This window comes from Bacillus sp. 05T22, assembly GCF_056396765.1.
The window spans coordinates 1-15,779 of sequence record NZ_JBFTMC010000102.1 but is presented as its reverse complement, the minus strand read 5'-3'; the positions used below and the strand labels follow the sequence as shown (position 1 = coordinate 15,779).

The 15,779-nt window shown below is 37.0% G+C and carries 14 protein-coding genes, 2 tRNA genes, 1 rRNA gene and 2 riboswitches; of the genes, 3 read left to right on the top strand and 14 right to left on the bottom strand.

Translation table 11 applies throughout. The features are described 5' to 3' along the window. Positions 1 to 234: 234 nt before the first annotated feature. The 6 genes from AC1DIT_RS22485 to groES form a co-directional block, all read right to left on the bottom strand. Positions 235 to 1,722 carry a sensor histidine kinase gene (locus AC1DIT_RS22485; RefSeq protein ID WP_016133437.1) on the bottom strand — a complete coding sequence of 496 codons (1,488 nt, stop codon included), beginning with the start codon at positions 1,720 to 1,722 and terminating at the stop codon, positions 235 to 237. A gap of 25 nt (positions 1,723 to 1,747) precedes the next feature. Further along, complete coding sequence (locus tag AC1DIT_RS22480; protein WP_016117050.1) at positions 1,748 to 2,449, bottom strand: response regulator transcription factor; 702 nt, start codon at positions 2,447 to 2,449, stop codon at positions 1,748 to 1,750. A gap of 141 nt (positions 2,450 to 2,590) precedes the next feature. Continuing rightward, positions 2,591 to 3,916: an NCS2 family permease gene (locus AC1DIT_RS22475; protein WP_003194563.1), complete on the bottom strand. Its 1,326-nt coding sequence runs from the start codon at positions 3,914 to 3,916 to the stop codon at positions 2,591 to 2,593. Positions 3,917 to 4,044: 128 nt separating this feature from the next. Next, positions 4,045 to 4,147: riboswitch (purine riboswitch) on the bottom strand. 162 nt (positions 4,148 to 4,309) lie between these two features. Further along, positions 4,310 to 5,848, bottom strand: a complete 1,539-nt coding sequence (guaA, locus tag AC1DIT_RS22470; RefSeq protein WP_476998410.1) for a glutamine-hydrolyzing GMP synthase — start codon at positions 5,846 to 5,848, stop codon at positions 4,310 to 4,312. 160 nt (positions 5,849 to 6,008) lie between these two features. Beyond that, positions 6,009 to 6,110: riboswitch (purine riboswitch) on the bottom strand. Positions 6,111 to 6,277: 167 nt separating this feature from the next. Then, the gene (gene groL, locus AC1DIT_RS22465) at positions 6,278 to 7,912 is read right to left on the bottom strand and encodes a chaperonin GroEL (protein ID WP_016117048.1); all 1,635 of its coding nucleotides are present in this window, start codon (positions 7,910 to 7,912) and stop codon (positions 6,278 to 6,280) included. A gap of 37 nt (positions 7,913 to 7,949) precedes the next feature. Further along, the gene (groES, locus tag AC1DIT_RS22460; protein ID WP_000917306.1) at positions 7,950 to 8,234 is read right to left on the bottom strand and encodes a co-chaperone GroES; all 285 of its coding nucleotides are present in this window, start codon (positions 8,232 to 8,234) and stop codon (positions 7,950 to 7,952) included. Between the two features lie 436 nt (positions 8,235 to 8,670). On the opposite strand from groES, the gene AC1DIT_RS22455 reads away from it, so the two are divergent. Then, positions 8,671 to 9,414, top strand: a complete 744-nt coding sequence (locus AC1DIT_RS22455; RefSeq protein WP_476998409.1) for a lysostaphin resistance A-like protein — start codon at positions 8,671 to 8,673, stop codon at positions 9,412 to 9,414. A gap of 2 nt (positions 9,415 to 9,416) precedes the next feature. Then, a complete protein-coding gene (locus tag AC1DIT_RS22450) occupies positions 9,417 to 9,611 on the top strand; it encodes a YdiK family protein (RefSeq protein WP_016117046.1) in 195 nt (64 codons plus the stop codon). 25 nt (positions 9,612 to 9,636) lie between these two features. Here AC1DIT_RS22450 and AC1DIT_RS22445 read toward each other — a convergent pair whose 3' ends face one another. Further along, a complete protein-coding gene (locus AC1DIT_RS22445; RefSeq protein ID WP_016117045.1) occupies positions 9,637 to 10,266 on the bottom strand; it encodes a redox-sensing transcriptional repressor Rex in 630 nt (209 codons plus the stop codon). 184 nt (positions 10,267 to 10,450) lie between these two features. On the opposite strand from AC1DIT_RS22445, the gene AC1DIT_RS22440 reads away from it, so the two are divergent. Next, entirely contained in the window at positions 10,451 to 12,376 is a 1,926-nt protein-coding gene (locus AC1DIT_RS22440) for an ABC-F family ATP-binding cassette domain-containing protein (protein ID WP_033671685.1), read from the top strand. Positions 12,377 to 12,656: 280 nt separating this feature from the next. On the opposite strand, the gene tsaD is transcribed toward AC1DIT_RS22440, so the two are convergent. The 7 genes from tsaD to rrf all read right to left on the bottom strand — a co-directional run bounded on the left by tsaD (position 12,657) and on the right by rrf (position 15,739). After that, positions 12,657 to 13,673, bottom strand: a complete 1,017-nt coding sequence (gene tsaD, locus AC1DIT_RS22435; protein WP_016117043.1) for a tRNA (adenosine(37)-N6)-threonylcarbamoyltransferase complex transferase subunit TsaD — start codon at positions 13,671 to 13,673, stop codon at positions 12,657 to 12,659. Next, a complete protein-coding gene (rimI, locus tag AC1DIT_RS22430; RefSeq protein ID WP_016117042.1) occupies positions 13,673 to 14,116 on the bottom strand; it encodes a ribosomal protein S18-alanine N-acetyltransferase in 444 nt (147 codons plus the stop codon). Before rimI ends, tsaD begins: the two co-directional genes overlap by 1 nt. A gap of 11 nt (positions 14,117 to 14,127) precedes the next feature. Next, on the bottom strand, positions 14,128 to 14,820 hold the full coding sequence (tsaB, locus tag AC1DIT_RS22425; RefSeq protein ID WP_016117041.1) for a tRNA (adenosine(37)-N6)-threonylcarbamoyltransferase complex dimerization subunit type 1 TsaB: 693 nt from the start codon (positions 14,818 to 14,820) through the stop codon (positions 14,128 to 14,130). After that, on the bottom strand, positions 14,801 to 15,274 hold the full coding sequence (gene tsaE / locus AC1DIT_RS22420; protein WP_018783545.1) for a tRNA (adenosine(37)-N6)-threonylcarbamoyltransferase complex ATPase subunit type 1 TsaE: 474 nt from the start codon (positions 15,272 to 15,274) through the stop codon (positions 14,801 to 14,803). Before tsaE ends, tsaB begins: the two co-directional genes overlap by 20 nt. A 191-nt stretch (positions 15,275 to 15,465) precedes the next feature. Further along, positions 15,466 to 15,541, bottom strand: a tRNA-Asp gene (locus AC1DIT_RS22415). A 2-nt stretch (positions 15,542 to 15,543) separates the two neighbouring features. After that, positions 15,544 to 15,620 (bottom strand) — tRNA-Met (locus AC1DIT_RS22410). An 11-nt stretch (positions 15,621 to 15,631) separates the two neighbouring features. After that, a 5S ribosomal RNA gene (gene rrf, locus AC1DIT_RS22405) occupies positions 15,632 to 15,739 on the bottom strand. Positions 15,740 to 15,779 lie beyond the last annotated feature (40 nt).

The following is a 15,779-nucleotide window of genomic DNA, read 5'->3' as shown; positions in this document are numbered from 1 at the left end:
CAGTTTTCAAAGAACTTGTTTGCCGCTCATTTGCGACTCCCTTATGTTAACACTTTCATGTTTCAATGTCAACTAAGTTTTTTATTTCGTTTGTCGCGTTCTGCGTTGTTGCTATCGGCGACTCGTATAATACTACACTTCATTTATATAAACGTCAATATGTTTTTCTAAAAAAATATAAGGAAGGCTTATTCCTTATAAACAAGCTTTCCTCTTCCATAACTCTCTCTTTATTTACTTTTCTTCTATAATTGGTAGTGAAACGATAAACTGAATAATTCCATCCTCATATTCTGCTCGAATTTCTCCCCCTTGTAATTCAACAATACTTTTAGCGATTGCTAATCCGAGTCCCGATCCTTCCGTTACTCTACTTCTAGATTGATCTTTCTTATAGAAGCGTTCAAACAAGTTCCCTAACTCTTCCTTTGTAAACTCTTCACTATGGTTCGCAACCGTAATTTGTATATTCCGGCGTTGTCTTTGAAGGGAAACCTTAATCTCTCCATCATCTTTACTATATTTAATAGCATTCATTAATAGATTCTCAAATACACGGACCATCTTCTCTGAATCAATCGCAGCATACACACGTTCTTTAGGAAACTGCTTCACGAGTATAAGTCCTTCTTCTTCAGCCTGTGGTACTAGCTCTTCTATTAATTGCTCCAGAAGTTCGGTTATACACACTTCTTGCTTTTCTAATACCATCTTTTCATTTGTTAACTTTGTATACTCAAATAAATCTTCTATTAAATTCTTTAACTGCTCAGATTTCGAGAAAGCAATTCTCACATATTCATTGTGCTGTTCTTTACTTTCATATTTTGAATCCTGTAATAAACGCAAATAACCCATAATAGATGTAAGTGGCGTTCGCAAGTCATGAGATACATTTGTAATCAATTCATTCTTTTGCTTCTCTATTTTTCTTTCTTTTTCTATGTTGGAAAATAATTCTTTTGCCATCTGATTCATATTCACAGCTAACAAACTTAATTCATCTTGCCCCTTCTGCGGAATTCTATATTGCAGGTTACCTTTTGCGATTTCTTTTACACCTTCCGCCATCGCCTCAACTTGCCTCATCTTTCTTTTAGTTATATAAAAGAAAGAAAATAAAAAAATAACAAAGCCAATCAAAAATGGAAACGGCCCATCATTCTGTACTACTCTAATATCCCCTTGCGGTATACCGCTTGCGATCATATACATATTTCTCTCTTGAATTGTTAAAGGATAAAAAGTCGTAAATTCTTTACGCTCTCTTTCGATTTCATTATCTATTACATTTTTTTGATATTCATATTGAGAGCGATTTATTTTGAAACTCATTATATTACGAATAGTACTATGAAGATTAACTTGTTCTTCCTGAGCATCTTTTGTCTTATATATAACTTTTCCATTCTCATCTACAATCAACACTTTTAATTCACCTTGATACTCCGGACGTTCAAAAACTTCTTGGACGTTAACATCAGCACCTTCTCTTGTAATAACCTCGGCAAGTCTTTCAGCAGTTGCATCAATTCTTCGCATACCAGATGAATAATCAATTACAGAGTATGTATTTATTCCTTGAAAAAACGGAGATGATGTCCACACTCCTATTACACCCAACAAAATACAGAAAGCAAACGTAGTTATCAGTTGTACACGTAAACTCTTTTGTACTCCCCTTATTACTTTATATATTATTTTTTTTAAAGTTCGATTCATCCAACCAATCGGCCTAAATATGTTTTTAATTATCTTTCTCAATCTTATATCCCACTCCCCATACTGTTTTTATATATATTGGCTTTCTCGGATTCTCTTCTGTCTTCTCACGTATTTTTCGAATATGCACCATGACGGTATTATCAGATTGGAAAGATCGTTCATTCCAAACCTTTTCATAAATTTGTTCTGCACTAAAGACCATCTCTGGATTACGAGCTAATAACTCCAAAATCGAAAATTCCCTCGGAGTTAGTTTCACTTCTTCATTTTCTACAACAACTTTGTGGGTTGAGACGTTTATTTTCATATTCCCGATTTCAATTTCATTTTCATTTTGGACAACAAATCCATTCATTTTCATATATCGGCGAAGCTGCGATTTTATTCTCGCTATCAGTTCTAACGGATTGAAAGGTTTCGTTACATAATCGTCCGCTCCTGTTGTTAGCCCTAAAATTTTATCCATATCTTGCGTTTTCGCAGACAACATAATAATTGGCATCTCTTTCGCTTCTCTTATTTTCATACACATATGGATACCATCAATTTTCGGCATCATAATATCCAATACAACTAAATGCACTTCATTTTTCTCTAATATATATAAACCCTCTGCTCCATCCTCTGCCTGTAGCACCTTATATCCTTCATTCTTTAAATAAATCGTAATTAAATCCCGAATTTCTTTTTCATCATCTACAACAAGTATTGTTTCGTGTCCCACAATATCTCCCCCATAGCTTTTTCATTCCTTAACTTCTATTATAAGAAAACTTCTGAAGAAAAACGGAACGAAATCCTTAAGATTTTCTGAAGACGCAAAAAAGGTCTAGACTCCCCTTAGTCTAGACCTTTCAAAACCCCTTTATTTACGAACGTAGATGAAATATAGTACGAATAAAACTCCCATTACATACATAATTGGATGAATTTCTTTACGACGACCACTYACAACCATTGTAATTGGATAGAAGATAAAYCCAATTGCWATTCCTGTTGCAATACTATACGTAAGTGGCATWGAAATAATCGTAAAGAATGCTGGTACTGCAATCTCGAATTTCTTCCAATCAATTTCTCCTAGAGACGAAACCATCAAAATCCCTACAATAATTAAAGCCGGTGCCGTTACAGAAGCTGTCACAACACTTAATAATGGTGAAAAGAAAAGTGCTAACAAGAAAAACCCTGCTGTTACAACTGCTGTAAATCCTGAACGCCCTCCTGCTGCTACCCCTGCAGACGATTCAATGTAAGACGTTGTCGTAGATGTCCCAAGAATCGCACCAATTACAGTTGCAATTGCATCTGCAAATAATGCTTTTCCCGCACGTGGTAATTTATTGTTCTTCATTAACCCAGCTTGATTCGCAACTGCTACAAGTGTACCCGCTGTATCAAAGAAATCAATGAAGAAGAACGTTATAATAACAATTCCCATTTGAACAGTGAAGATATCTCCGAAGTGCTGGAATGCCACGCCGAACGTAGGTTCTAAACTAGGAATTGCACCAACGACAGCTTTGGGTGTATCAATTAATCCTGTTGCTACTCCAAGGATTGCTGTAAGAATCATCCCGTAGAAAACAGCACCGTTTATTTTTTTAATCATTAGAATGATTGTAATCACTACACCGAAAATCGCAAGTAATGTTGTGCCCTTTGTTAAATCCCCCAATCCAACAAGAACCGCATCATTCTTCACAATAATTCCTGCATTTTGAAAACCAAGAAAGGCGATAAACAAACCAATTCCTGCTGCTACTGCAAACTTCAACTCTAATGGAATGGCATTAATAATTTTTTCGCGAATACCAGAAGCAGTAAGAATAATAAAGATAATACCTGACATTAAAGTTCCAGCAATCGCTGTTTGCCACGGAATTCCCATCGTTAACACCGCTGTATAAGCAAAGAATGCATTGATTCCCATTCCTGGCGCTAAGGCAATTGGATATTTTGCGAAAATCCCCATAATCAGTGACCCAATTGCAGCCGCTAAAGCAGTGGCAACAAAGACCGCTCCTGGATCCATTCCTGTTCCTGCTGGTAACCCTTTAATGTTTCCCAGTGACAGTGTAGCAGGATTGACAAATAATACATAAGCCATAGATAAAAATGTCGTTAACCCTGCAATGAACTCTGTTTTATAATTTGTACCGAGCTCATCGAACTGAAAATAACGTTTCATTCTACGTTTCCCCCGTTATATGATTACTCGTCGTAACCCTCCCTAGCCCTCTTTTATCTATAAAAATAAAAAAGGCTTCCATTGCATATACATGGAAGCGTTCTGTAAATAAAGGCAGATTTCCCCTTACCTTTATAAAAACGCCTCGTAGTCAAGCCATTTACGGTAGCTAGGTAGAAACTTTCGGGCCATATCCCCGATATTATACGACGGCTGTAATATTCATTTTTTCGTATCAATTACATACTCATATTAACTCACATATAGGTGTATGTCAATTTAAAAACGAACATTTTTATGTTATTTTTATTTTTTGTTCGTATAAACAACAAAAAAAGACCCATCTATGCATAAAATCATAGATGGGTCTTCTTTTAAACCAATAAACCTATTCTATTCCCACTCAATTGTTGCTGGTGGCTTACTCGTTACATCATACACGATACGGTTAACGTGCTTTACTTCGTTTACGATACGTACAGAGATTTTCTCTAATACATCCCAAGGGATACGTGCCCAATCTGCTGTCATACCATCGATTGATGTTACTGCACGGATACCTACTGTGTAATCGTAAGTACGCTCGTCACCCATAACACCTACGCTACGCATGCCAGGAAGTGCAGTGAAGTATTGCCAAATTTCACGATCTAAGCCAGCTTTTTGGATTTCCTCACGTAAAATTGCATCGGATTCACGAACGATTTCTAATTTTTCTTCTGTGATTTCGCCTAATACACGGATACCAAGTCCTGGACCCGGGAACGGTTGACGCCATACGATTTCATCAGGAATCCCTAATTCTGATCCTAATACACGGACTTCATCTTTAAATAGAGTGTTTAAAGGCTCAATTAATTTGAACTGCATATCTTCTGGAAGTCCACCAACGTTATGGTGAGATTTAATTGTTTGTGCAGTTGCTGTACCACTTTCAACAATATCTGTGTACAGTGTACCTTGTGCTAAGAAGTCCATTCCTTCTAATCTAGAAGCTTCATCATCAAATACGTAAATAAATTCATTACCAATGATTTTGCGTTTTTGTTCTGGATCTTCTACACCTTTTAACTTGTTCATGAAGCGTTCTTTTGCATCCACTTTAATAACGTTCATGTGGAAGCCTTCGCTAAATGTTTTCATAACACCTTCCGCTTCATCTTTACGAAGTAAACCATGGTCAACGAAAATACATGTTAATTGGTCACCGATTGCTTTATGGATTAATACTGCTACAACAGAAGAGTCTACACCGCCACTAAGTGCGCATAGTACTTTTTTATCGCCAACAGTTTCACGGATTTTTTCTAATTCTACTTCAATAAAGTTCTCCATGTTCCAACCTTCAGAACAGCCACATACGCCGAATACGAAGTTTTTGATTAAATCATTACCGTGCTCAGAATGACGTACTTCTGGATGGAATTGCACACCGTATAAGTTTTTTGCTTCATTGCTCATACCAGCAATTGGACAAGACTCACTTGTTGCATCTACTACGAATCCTTCTGGTAAACCAGTTACTAAGTCACCATGACTCATCCATACAACTTGCTCTTCTGGAAGGTTCGCATATAATTTTGATTTGTTCTCTACTTTAAGAACTGCTTTTCCGTACTCACGATGGTTTGCACGTTCTACTTTTCCACCAAAGTGTTTTGTCATAAGCTGCATACCGTAGCAAATACCGAAAATCGGTAATCCTAATTCAAAGATTTTTTCAYCACAGTGGAATGCATTTTCACCATATACACTATTCGGTCCACCAGAGAAAATAATCCCTTTTGGATTCATTGCTTTAATTTCTTCTGCAGTAATTGTATGTGGATGAAGTTCACTGTATACACCGAACTCACGAATTCGACGTGCAATTAACTGATTGTACTGACTCCCAAAATCTAAAACGATAATTGTATCGTGCTGTTTTTTCAAAATAATCACCCCAACGTTAGTTCTGTATATAAATATTTTCACCAATTTGGCAAAAAGCATTACCAATATAATAAAAAAAGCCAGTCCTCCGCCCTCAGTCTCATAACAAAGAAAAGGCAGAGGTCTGGCTTTATAAAGATAGTACTCCGCTCTTTATAAATATAAGACACACTGCCTTCATAGTCAGGTTGTTTACGGTAACCCGGTAGAGACTCTCAAACCATATCATTGAGGATATATGAAGGATTGTTTTATATTATCTTCCTAGATTCTAACAATGAAGTATCAATACGGTCAAGAGAGAAAGCGACAAAATTCTACAGAAATTATTTTCTTTATCCCAAGAAACCTTTATTCCTATATTTTTTTGTCCCATAACAAAAAACATTCACCCCTATATAGAGATGAATGTTTCTTTGGCGAATGAAATTACATCATTCCGCCCATACCGCCCATGCCCATACCGCCCATGTCAGGCATTGCAGGTGCATTTGGTTCTGGTTTGTCAGCAACAACTGCTTCAGTTGTTAAGAACATAGCTGCAACAGATGCTGCGTTTTGAAGTGCAGAACGAGTTACTTTTGCTGGGTCTACAATACCAGACTCAAGCATGTTTACCCATTCGCCTGTTGCTGCGTTGAAACCAACGCCTACTTTTTCACCTTTTAAGCGTTCTACAACAACAGATCCTTCTAGACCAGCGTTGATTGCGATTTGGCGAACTGGCTCTTCTAATGCACGAAGTACAATGTTGATACCTGTTGCTTCGTCGCCTTCAGCTGCAATACTAGCCACTTTAGTGTATACGTTCATAAGTGAAGTACCGCCACCTGCAACAATACCTTCTTCTACTGCTGCACGAGTTGAGTTAAGTGCATCTTCAATGCGAAGTTTACGCTCTTTTAACTCAGTTTCAGTTGCTGCACCTACTTTAATTACTGCTACACCGCCTGCAAGTTTAGCAAGACGCTCTTGTAATTTTTCACGATCGAATTCAGAAGTTGTTTCTTCTAATTGTGCACGGATTTGACCGATGCGAGCTTCGATTTGTTCGGTGTTACCTACACCTTCAACTACAGTTGTGTTTTCTTTTGTTACAACAACTTTACCAGCGCGTCCTAAAGATGCAACTGTAGCAGATTTTAAGTCACGTCCTAATTCTTCAGTGATTACTTCACCGCCAGTTAAAATCGCGATATCTTCTAGCATTGCTTTACGACGGTCACCAAAGCCAGGAGCTTTAACAGCTACTACATTGAATGTACCACGAAGTTTGTTTACTACTAATGTAGCTAAAGCTTCGCCTTCCACATCTTCTGCAATGATAAGAAGTGGCTTACCTTGTTGTACCACTTGCTCTAACACTGGTAAGATCTCTTGGATGTTAGAAATCTTTTTGTCAGTGATTAAGATATATGGGTTATCAAGTACTGCTTCCATTTTGTCAGAATCAGTAATCATATAAGGAGATGCATATCCACGATCAAATTGCATACCTTCTACTACATCTAATTCTGTTGTGAATCCTTTAGATTCTTCTAATGTAATAACGCCGTCGTTACCAACGCGCTCCATTGCTTCAGCAATTAATTTACCTACTTCTTCGTCATCAGCAGAAATAGCAGCTACTTGCGCGATAGAAGATTTACCTTCGATTGGTTTAGAAATTGCTTTTAATTCTTCTACTGCTGCAACAACAGCTTTTTCGATACCTTTACGAAGACCCATTGGGTTCGCACCAGCTGTTACGTTTTTTAAGCCTTCACGAATCATAGCTTGTGCTAATACAGTTGCAGTTGTTGTTCCGTCACCAGCTACGTCATTTGTTTTGCTAGCAACTTCTGCTACTAATTTTGCACCCATGTTTTCGAATGCATCTTCTAATTCGATTTCTTTTGCGATTGTTACACCATCATTTGTAATAAGTGGTGAACCGAATTTTTTCTCAAGTACAACGTTACGACCTTTTGGTCCAAGCGTTACTTTTACTGCATTTGCAAGAGTGTCGACACCGCGAAGCATCGAACGACGTGCTTCTTCACTAAATTTAATATCTTTTGCCATAATATTTGACCCCCTTGGATTTTTTAAATGTATATAATTAACCGATAACTGCTAAAATGTCACTTTCACGTAAAATCAAGTAGTCTGTACCTTCATATTTCACTTCAGTACCTGCATATTTTGAGAAGATGATAAGATCACCTGCTGCTACCTCTAAAGCAACACGCTCACCATTTTCAAGCACTCGACCAGTACCTACTGCAATAACTTTACCCTCTTGTGGTTTTTCTTTTGCAGTGTCTGGTAATACAATACCACTTGCTGTTTTTTCTTCTGCTTGAACAAGCTCAATTACAACGCGATCACCTAATGGCTTTAGCATGAACAATAACCTCCTCATTTTTCTATGTAAATTTCCTTTATTAGCACTCAACGACCTCGAGTGCTAACACACTTATAATAATAAATAATCTAATTTTCTTTTGCAAGTAAAAAAATCATAATTTTTTCGCAAATTGATATATAAATTTTTTCTATACAACTTCCTAAGAAAAATCATTCTGTTATCGTTGCAACCATTCTCGCGAAAGCCTTATATATACGAATCGGCGTTTTCACTTATCGTATGTTACAATATGGAAGATGCCATAAGTTGTTTTCTCTATAGGTACGGCTTTTTCCTGTCTCCTATTTCATTTTCAAAGAAAGATTTACAAAAAAATAATAATATGAATGGTTATTACGTATCCCCGGCTGGATGTTTACATGTTATCCCGCCTTATCTCATAAACTAGAGTTAGAAAGGATGGTTAACCAATTTGAAAAAACAATATTGGTGGATTATAGTTACATACATTCTTATGCAATTATCAGGTATTGTTGGATTACCGCTTCTTTTGAAAACCGGACTATATGATAATAGGGGGTTCACCAGAGAAGAAAAAATGCAGCTACTGACTGGTCACTGGGCAATTATTAGCTTTTTCATTGCATTATGTATTGTACTTTTACTACTTCGAACAGATATTCGCGAAAGCCGTTTCGATACAAAACGCGCCAGTATTCCTGCCACAATCGGTTGGATCTTTATCGGTTTCTTTTTAGCTTTCTTTTCTCAAACAATTGCAGGCACAATCGAAATGCGTTTATTGGGCATTAAACCTGGATCTGAGAACACAGCTCGCTTGATGGAAATAGCACGGACCACCCCATGGTTCCTTATTGTTATATCAATAATAGGGCCTATYTTAGAGGAAATYGTMTTTAGAAAAATTTTATTTGGYACAYTKTATAAGAAATTCAACTTCTTTATCGCTGCTATTATTAGCTCACTTGTATTTGCAGCAATTCACTTTGATTTTACACACTTATTGGTATACACTTCCATGGGGCTTGTATTCGCCTTTTTATATGTAAAAACAAAGCGAATTATCGTTCCTATTATGGCACATGTTGCGATGAATACATTAGTTGCAATAGCCCAGGTGCTAGTAAGTAACGAACAAATACAAGAAATGATTAAAGAAGCAGAAAAAATGCAAGGATTTATCGGAGGATTTTAAATATGAGGAACTCACCATTGTTCATGGCAGCACTGTATTTCCTTCTTGGTTGTGTCTTTACACGTTTCGCAATTACGAACGTTACAGATACAATTTGGAACTTTGGGACACTGCTGTTTGCTGCTATGGCAACAATTGATTTTAATTTGGCACTTCGACTTATCTTAGTCAAATTTACAAAGAAAAAGCAACAATAAAACGCAGAGGGATTTCCTCTGCGTTTTATTGTGGATAATTTTTCAAAAAATAAACAAGTGTTTGTAATTCTACAGCTAGATCAATATGGTGAATTCTTATATTTTCTGAAACATTTAATCGTGCTGGGGTAAAATTTAAAATTCCGTGTACATTTGTTTCGGCCAATCGATCTGCTACAGCTTGTGCAACAGTAGCAGGTACTGTTAATATTGCCACTTGTATATCATTTGTTAAACGCTCTTCTAATTTATCTAAATGATATACAGGAATTCCTCCGATTTCTTTTCCAACTTTCTCTTCATTGACATCAAATGCCATTTCAATCTTTGTATTATTATTTTTGGTGAAATTGTAATGTAAGAAAGCGGTCCCTAAATTACCCACTCCAATAAGTGCTACACGTGTTATATCATCTTGATCAAGCGTTTCTCGGAAGAATGATAGTAAATAATTCACATTATATCCATATCCCTTTTTCCCTAACGCTCCAAAATATGAAAAATCTCTCCGAATTGTTGCTGAATCTACCTTTACAGCTTCACTCAATTCAGCTGATGAAACACGCTGCTTACCAGAAAGAGATAAGTTTTGGATAAATCGATAGTATAGAGGCAATCGTTTGGCAGTGGCCTGTGGAATCTTTTGCTGATCCATATAACCTCTCCTCTCTCCCTATCTTTGTTCACAAATTTAAAACAAATACAGAAGTTTRGCACTTATGACTTTCCTTGTATAATAGAGAGAAGACTTCTCTCTTTATTTTAAACTATACACTATTTTTAGTATGATTGAGAAATATAAACATGGCAAAGTTAAGAAATTATTTGAGGTGAAAACATTGATTTTATTACAAGTGAATGGGCTTTCAAAATTATACGGTGCTGAAACAATTCTTGCAAACATTAAATTGGAAGTTCAAACAAAAGATCGCATTGCACTAGTTGGTCGAAATGGTGCTGGAAAATCTACATTATTAAAAATAATTGCCGGTGAATTATCTCACGATGGTGGAGAAATTATAAAACCAAAAGATGTTTCAATTGGATACTTGGCCCAAAATACTGGTTTAGAAACTTCTTTAACAATTTGGGATGAAATGCTTACTGTCTTTACTCATCTGCAGCAAATGGAAAAGAAACTTCGAAGGTTAGAGCTAGACATGGGTAAGGAAGAGAACTTTTCAAATGCTGCTACGTACGAAAAATTACTCGCTGATTATGATCAATTACAGTTAGACTACAAAGATCAAGGTGGTTATCAATATGAAGCTGATATTCGCTCCATTTTAAGTGGACTTGGTTTTCCAGCTGAAACACACCAAACAACAATTTCTACGTTAAGTGGTGGACAGAAAACAAGACTTGCTCTTGGGAAACTACTGCTAACAAAACCAGACTTACTCATCTTGGACGAACCAACAAACCATTTAGATATCGATACATTAACATGGCTTGAACAATATTTACAAGGCTATCCTGGAGCTATTTTAATCGTTTCCCACGATCGCTATTTTTTAGACAAGCTTGTTACACAAGTATATGAAATTTCTAATAAAGAAAGCAGACGATATGTTGGTAACTACAGTAAATATTTAGATTTAAAAGCTGCACTACATGACCAGGAAATGAAGCGTTATGAGAAACAACAAGAGGAAATTGCTAAACTAGAAGACTTTGTCCAAAAGAATATTGCCCGTGCATCTACAACAAAACGTGCACAAAGTCGTCGGAAGCAGTTAGACAGAATGGAATTACTAACTAGACCATTAGGTGATTCTAAATCAGCATCCTTCCACTTTGATATCGAAAAACAAAGCGGAAACGATGTATTACAAATAAAGGATGTTTCAATTGGATATGACAAAGAACCGATTATTGGACATGTAAATATGCGCTTAACCCGCGGTGATAGTGTCGCACTAGTTGGTCCAAATGGTATTGGGAAATCTACATTATTAAAATCAATTGTGAATAAATTAAAGACGTTAAGCGGTGAAGTTTCTTTCGGTTCAAATGTATCTATTGGATATTATGATCAAGAACAGGCAAACTTAACATCATCTAGGCGTGTTTTAAACGAACTATGGGATGACTATCCACTAGAGCCAGAAAAAGAAATTCGCACGATACTCGGTAACTTTTTATTCACAGGGGACGATGTATTAAAGCCAGTATCTTCCTTAAGCGGTGGTCAAAAAGCACGATTAGCTCTAGCAAAATTGATGATGCAAAAATCTAATTTACTAATTCTCGATGAGCCAACAAACCATCTCGATTTAAATAGTAAAGAGATTTTAGAAAATGCCTTAATTGATTATCCTGGAACTCTTTTATTCGTTTCCCATGATCGCTATTTCATTAACCGTGTCACAACTACAGTTGTTGAGTTATCAACAGGTGGTGCACAAGAATATTTAGGTGACTATGACTACTATATTGAAAAGAAAAATGAAATGATTGAACGTGCGGAATTTGAACAACAAGAAGAGGATGCACCAGTCCAAAAAACTATCGCTCAAGAAAAATTAAATTACCTTGAAGAAAAAGAACGTAAGAAATCAGAACGCCAACGCATCCGAAAGATTGAAGAAATTGAACAAAATATTGCAAATTTAGAAGAAGAAATTGCACAATTAGAAGAGGAGCTTTGTCTGCCTGAAGTATATGCTGACTACGAACGAGCTAGTGAGATTACAACAGCAAAGCAAACAAAACAAGAAAAATTAGAGCAGTTTATGGCGGAGTGGGAAGAGTTACACGTATAACCCTTATATATTTATATAATAAAAACAAGGTAGTTGAAAGCCATTCAACTGCCTTGTTTATTTTTCAATACAAAAGATTATGGTCGAAGGTCTGACCTCGATAGTGTTATCCACAACCTTATGCAAATATCCACCTTTATTATATAAACACAAAAATAACTTTTCCACATTATCCACAAATCACAAAAAAATTATACACATTTAATATTCACAATAAAACCCATATTATCAACAGATAATATGGGTTTTATCCACAAGTTGTGGTTAATTATGTGTATAACTATGCTTCAATATCTAATCCTGGATTTGCATTTAAAGCCAATGTTGCACGTTTTCCTTGCTCATATGCAATAGTTCCTGCTGCTGCAATCATTGCTGCATTATCTGTGCATAAAGATAACGGTGGAATAATGAGCTCGATTTCTTCTTTTTTTGCAAACTCTTCCTCTAAACGTGCACGAAGTCCTTTATTCGCTGCAACGCCACCAGCGAGAAGCACTTGTTTTACATCATACGCTTCTGCAGCACGTGCTGCTTTCGTTACTAGTACATCTATTACACTCGCTTGGAAGCTAGCTGCTAAATCTTCTGGTGCGATTTCTTCCCCACGTTGTTTTGCGTTATGCACAGTGTTGATAACTGCTGATTTCAGTCCACTAAAGCTAAAATCATACGAATCTGGTTCCAACCATGCACGTGGTAAATTAATCGTTGGTTGTCCTTCATGAGCAAGACGGTCAATATGAGGACCACCTGGATATGGCATAGATAATGTACGTGCAACTTTATCATATGCTTCTCCTGCCGCATCATCCCTCGTTTCGCCAATTACTTCAAACGAACCATGCTCTTTCATATAAACAAGCTCTGTATGCCCGCCAGACACAACAAGTGACAACAAAGGGAATTGTAGTTCTTTTACTAAGCGATTCGCGTAAATATGCCCAGCAATATGATGAACACCAACAAGAGGAATATTATGAGCAAAGGCAACTGCTTTAGCTGCATTTACACCAATTAAAAGTGCCCCTACTAAACCTGGCCCTTCCGTCACAGCAATTGCATCAATATCTTCAAATGTAATGTTCGCTTCCTTTAATGCTTCTTCTAATACAACTGTAATTTGTTCTACATGATGACGAGATGCAATTTCCGGCACAACTCCGCCAAAACGCTTATGGCTCTCAATCTGTGAAGCAACAATATTTGCCACTATTTCTGTTCCATTTTTAACAACCGCTACAGCCGTTTCATCACAGCTCGTTTCAATACCAAGTATAATCGTATTTTTTCCCATTATATATTCACCCACATTACAAGACCATCTTCATAATTGTCTGTATAGTATCGTTTACGAATCCCACCATTTTGGAATCCATACTTTCGGTATAACTGTTTCGCTACTTCATTTGATACCCGTACTTCAAGTGTCATCGTTTTTGCTCCCATTTCTTTTGCCTGATCCATTACGTCTTTCAGCAAAGCATCTCCAAGTTTTTGACCGCGATATTCTGGCAAAATGGCTATGTTCGTAATATGTGATTCATCAATAATAATCCACAATCCACAGTATCCAATTACTACACCATCTTTTTCTATTACGACATAATGTGCATATTCATTCATCGTCAATTCACGATGAAATGCATCAGCAGTCCAAGGAGTTGGGAATGACGCTTCTTCAATTACTACAATTTGAGCAATATCATCAGTCGTCATCTTTCTAAATGTAATATCCATTTTGATAACCCCTATTTTGTTTGACTTTCTATCCATTTTGCTTCTGCTTCTGCTAAACGGAGGTAGCTCGGAACAAATGTATGCACACTTTGCTCCTCTTTTTGTAATCCTAAAAATGCTAGCTCACTTGGTCTTGGGTTGTTCTTTGTAAAAGAAGCAAACACAGCTCGATCTCCCAAATATTCTACAATCGTTTCTTTATGTTGTTCTACATCATTGCCGATAAATAAAACAGGTTGCCCCTTCTCTTTTAACATCTGTAACCAATCAACAATAAGAATAATTCGATCCTCTTCTATAGAAGATAACTGCTCTTCTTTATATGTATACAAGCCCGTATAAATTTGTCCGCGACGTCCATCAAACAATGGACAAATAACCCCTTGGAAATTCGCTCCATTCGCAGCCACTACTTCTAAGCTAGACACACCGACAATCGGTATTTGCAACGACCAAGCTAATGTTTTTGCAACAGTCACACCAATTCGAACTCCTGTATAAGATCCAGGACCAGCCGCTACGATAATTTTATCTAGCTCTTTCGGCTTTATATTACATTCCGTCAGAAGTTGTTCTACAGCCGGCATAAGGCGTACAGAATGATTTTTAGTTAAATTCGTAATGATTTCTCCGACAACAGTATTTCCATCAATAAGAGAAATCCCCATTACATAATTTGAAGTATCAATTGCTAGTACTTTCATCTTGTAATAGCTCCTCACATAATCTAATATAGCGTTCACCACTTGGCTCTAACACAATTTTTCTTGTATCATCACCTGTATGGAACAAGCTTATTTTTAATTTCTCATTTGGCAGAAAAGATTCAATTAAATGAGCCCATTCTACTACTGTTATACCTTCACCATAAAAATACTCATCAAACCCTAAATCTTCTTCACTTTCCGCTAAACGATACACGTCCATATGATATAGCGGTAATCTTCCTTTGTACTCTTTAATAATATTGAATGTCGGACTATTTACAACTCGTTTCACACCAAGGCCTTTTGCAAGACCTTTCGTAAATGTTGTCTTGCCAGCACCAAGATCGCCTTCTAAAACAAGTACATCTTGTTCCCTAACAAGTTGTCCTAGCCTTTCTGATAAGTTCTGTGTCTCTTCAGAAGAAGTTGTCGTTATTTCATATTTATTCAAAGGTTTCACCTACCTTACTCACAATATTCTCTGCTCTTTATTATACAGATTTTTTCACTTTGTTTCATTTTGAACATATAAAAAAGACCTTAGGAGTTGTCCTAAGGGTAAGATTGACTGTCTTTATAAGTTTTCTTAAAAATAAATAAAAAAATACGAAACAAGTTGTTTCGTTCTTTTCTTTGTATAAATGGCGGTCCCGACCGGGGTCGAACCGGCGATCTCCTGCGTGACAGGCAGGCATGTTAACCACTACACCACGGGACCATTGGTTGCGGGGACAGGATTTGAACCTGCGACCTTCGGGTTATGAGCCCGACGAGCTACCGGACTGCTCCACCCCGCGACGATATAAAAGCCTGGCAACGTCCTACTCTCACAGGGACAAGGTCCCAACTACCATCGGCGCTAGAGAGCTTAACTTCCGTGTTCGGTATGGGAACGGGTGTGACCATCGGCGCTAGAGAGCTTAACTTCCGTGTTCGGTATGGGAACGGGTGTGACC

Coding starts and splice junctions, on each gene's coding strand:
- groL (WP_016117048.1), bottom strand. CDS start 7,912: ATGGCAAAAGATATTAAATTTAGTGAAGAAGCACGTCGTTCGATGCTT.
- groES (WP_000917306.1), bottom strand. CDS start 8,234: ATGCTAAAGCCATTAGGTGATCGCGTTGTAATTGAGCTTGTTCAAGCA.
- tsaB (WP_016117041.1), bottom strand. CDS start 14,820: ATGAAAGTACTAGCAATTGATACTTCAAATTATGTAATGGGGATTTCT.
- tsaD (WP_016117043.1), bottom strand. CDS start 13,673: ATGGGAAAAAATACGATTATACTTGGTATTGAAACGAGCTGTGATGAA.
- AC1DIT_RS22445 (WP_016117045.1), bottom strand. CDS start 10,266: ATGGATCAGCAAAAGATTCCACAGGCCACTGCCAAACGATTGCCTCTA.
- AC1DIT_RS22485 (WP_016133437.1), bottom strand. CDS start 1,722: ATGAATCGAACTTTAAAAAAAATAATATATAAAGTAATAAGGGGAGTA.
- rimI (WP_016117042.1), bottom strand. CDS start 14,116: ATGGATATTACATTTAGAAAGATGACGACTGATGATATTGCTCAAATT.
- AC1DIT_RS22450 (WP_016117046.1), top strand. CDS start 9,417: ATGAGGAACTCACCATTGTTCATGGCAGCACTGTATTTCCTTCTTGGT.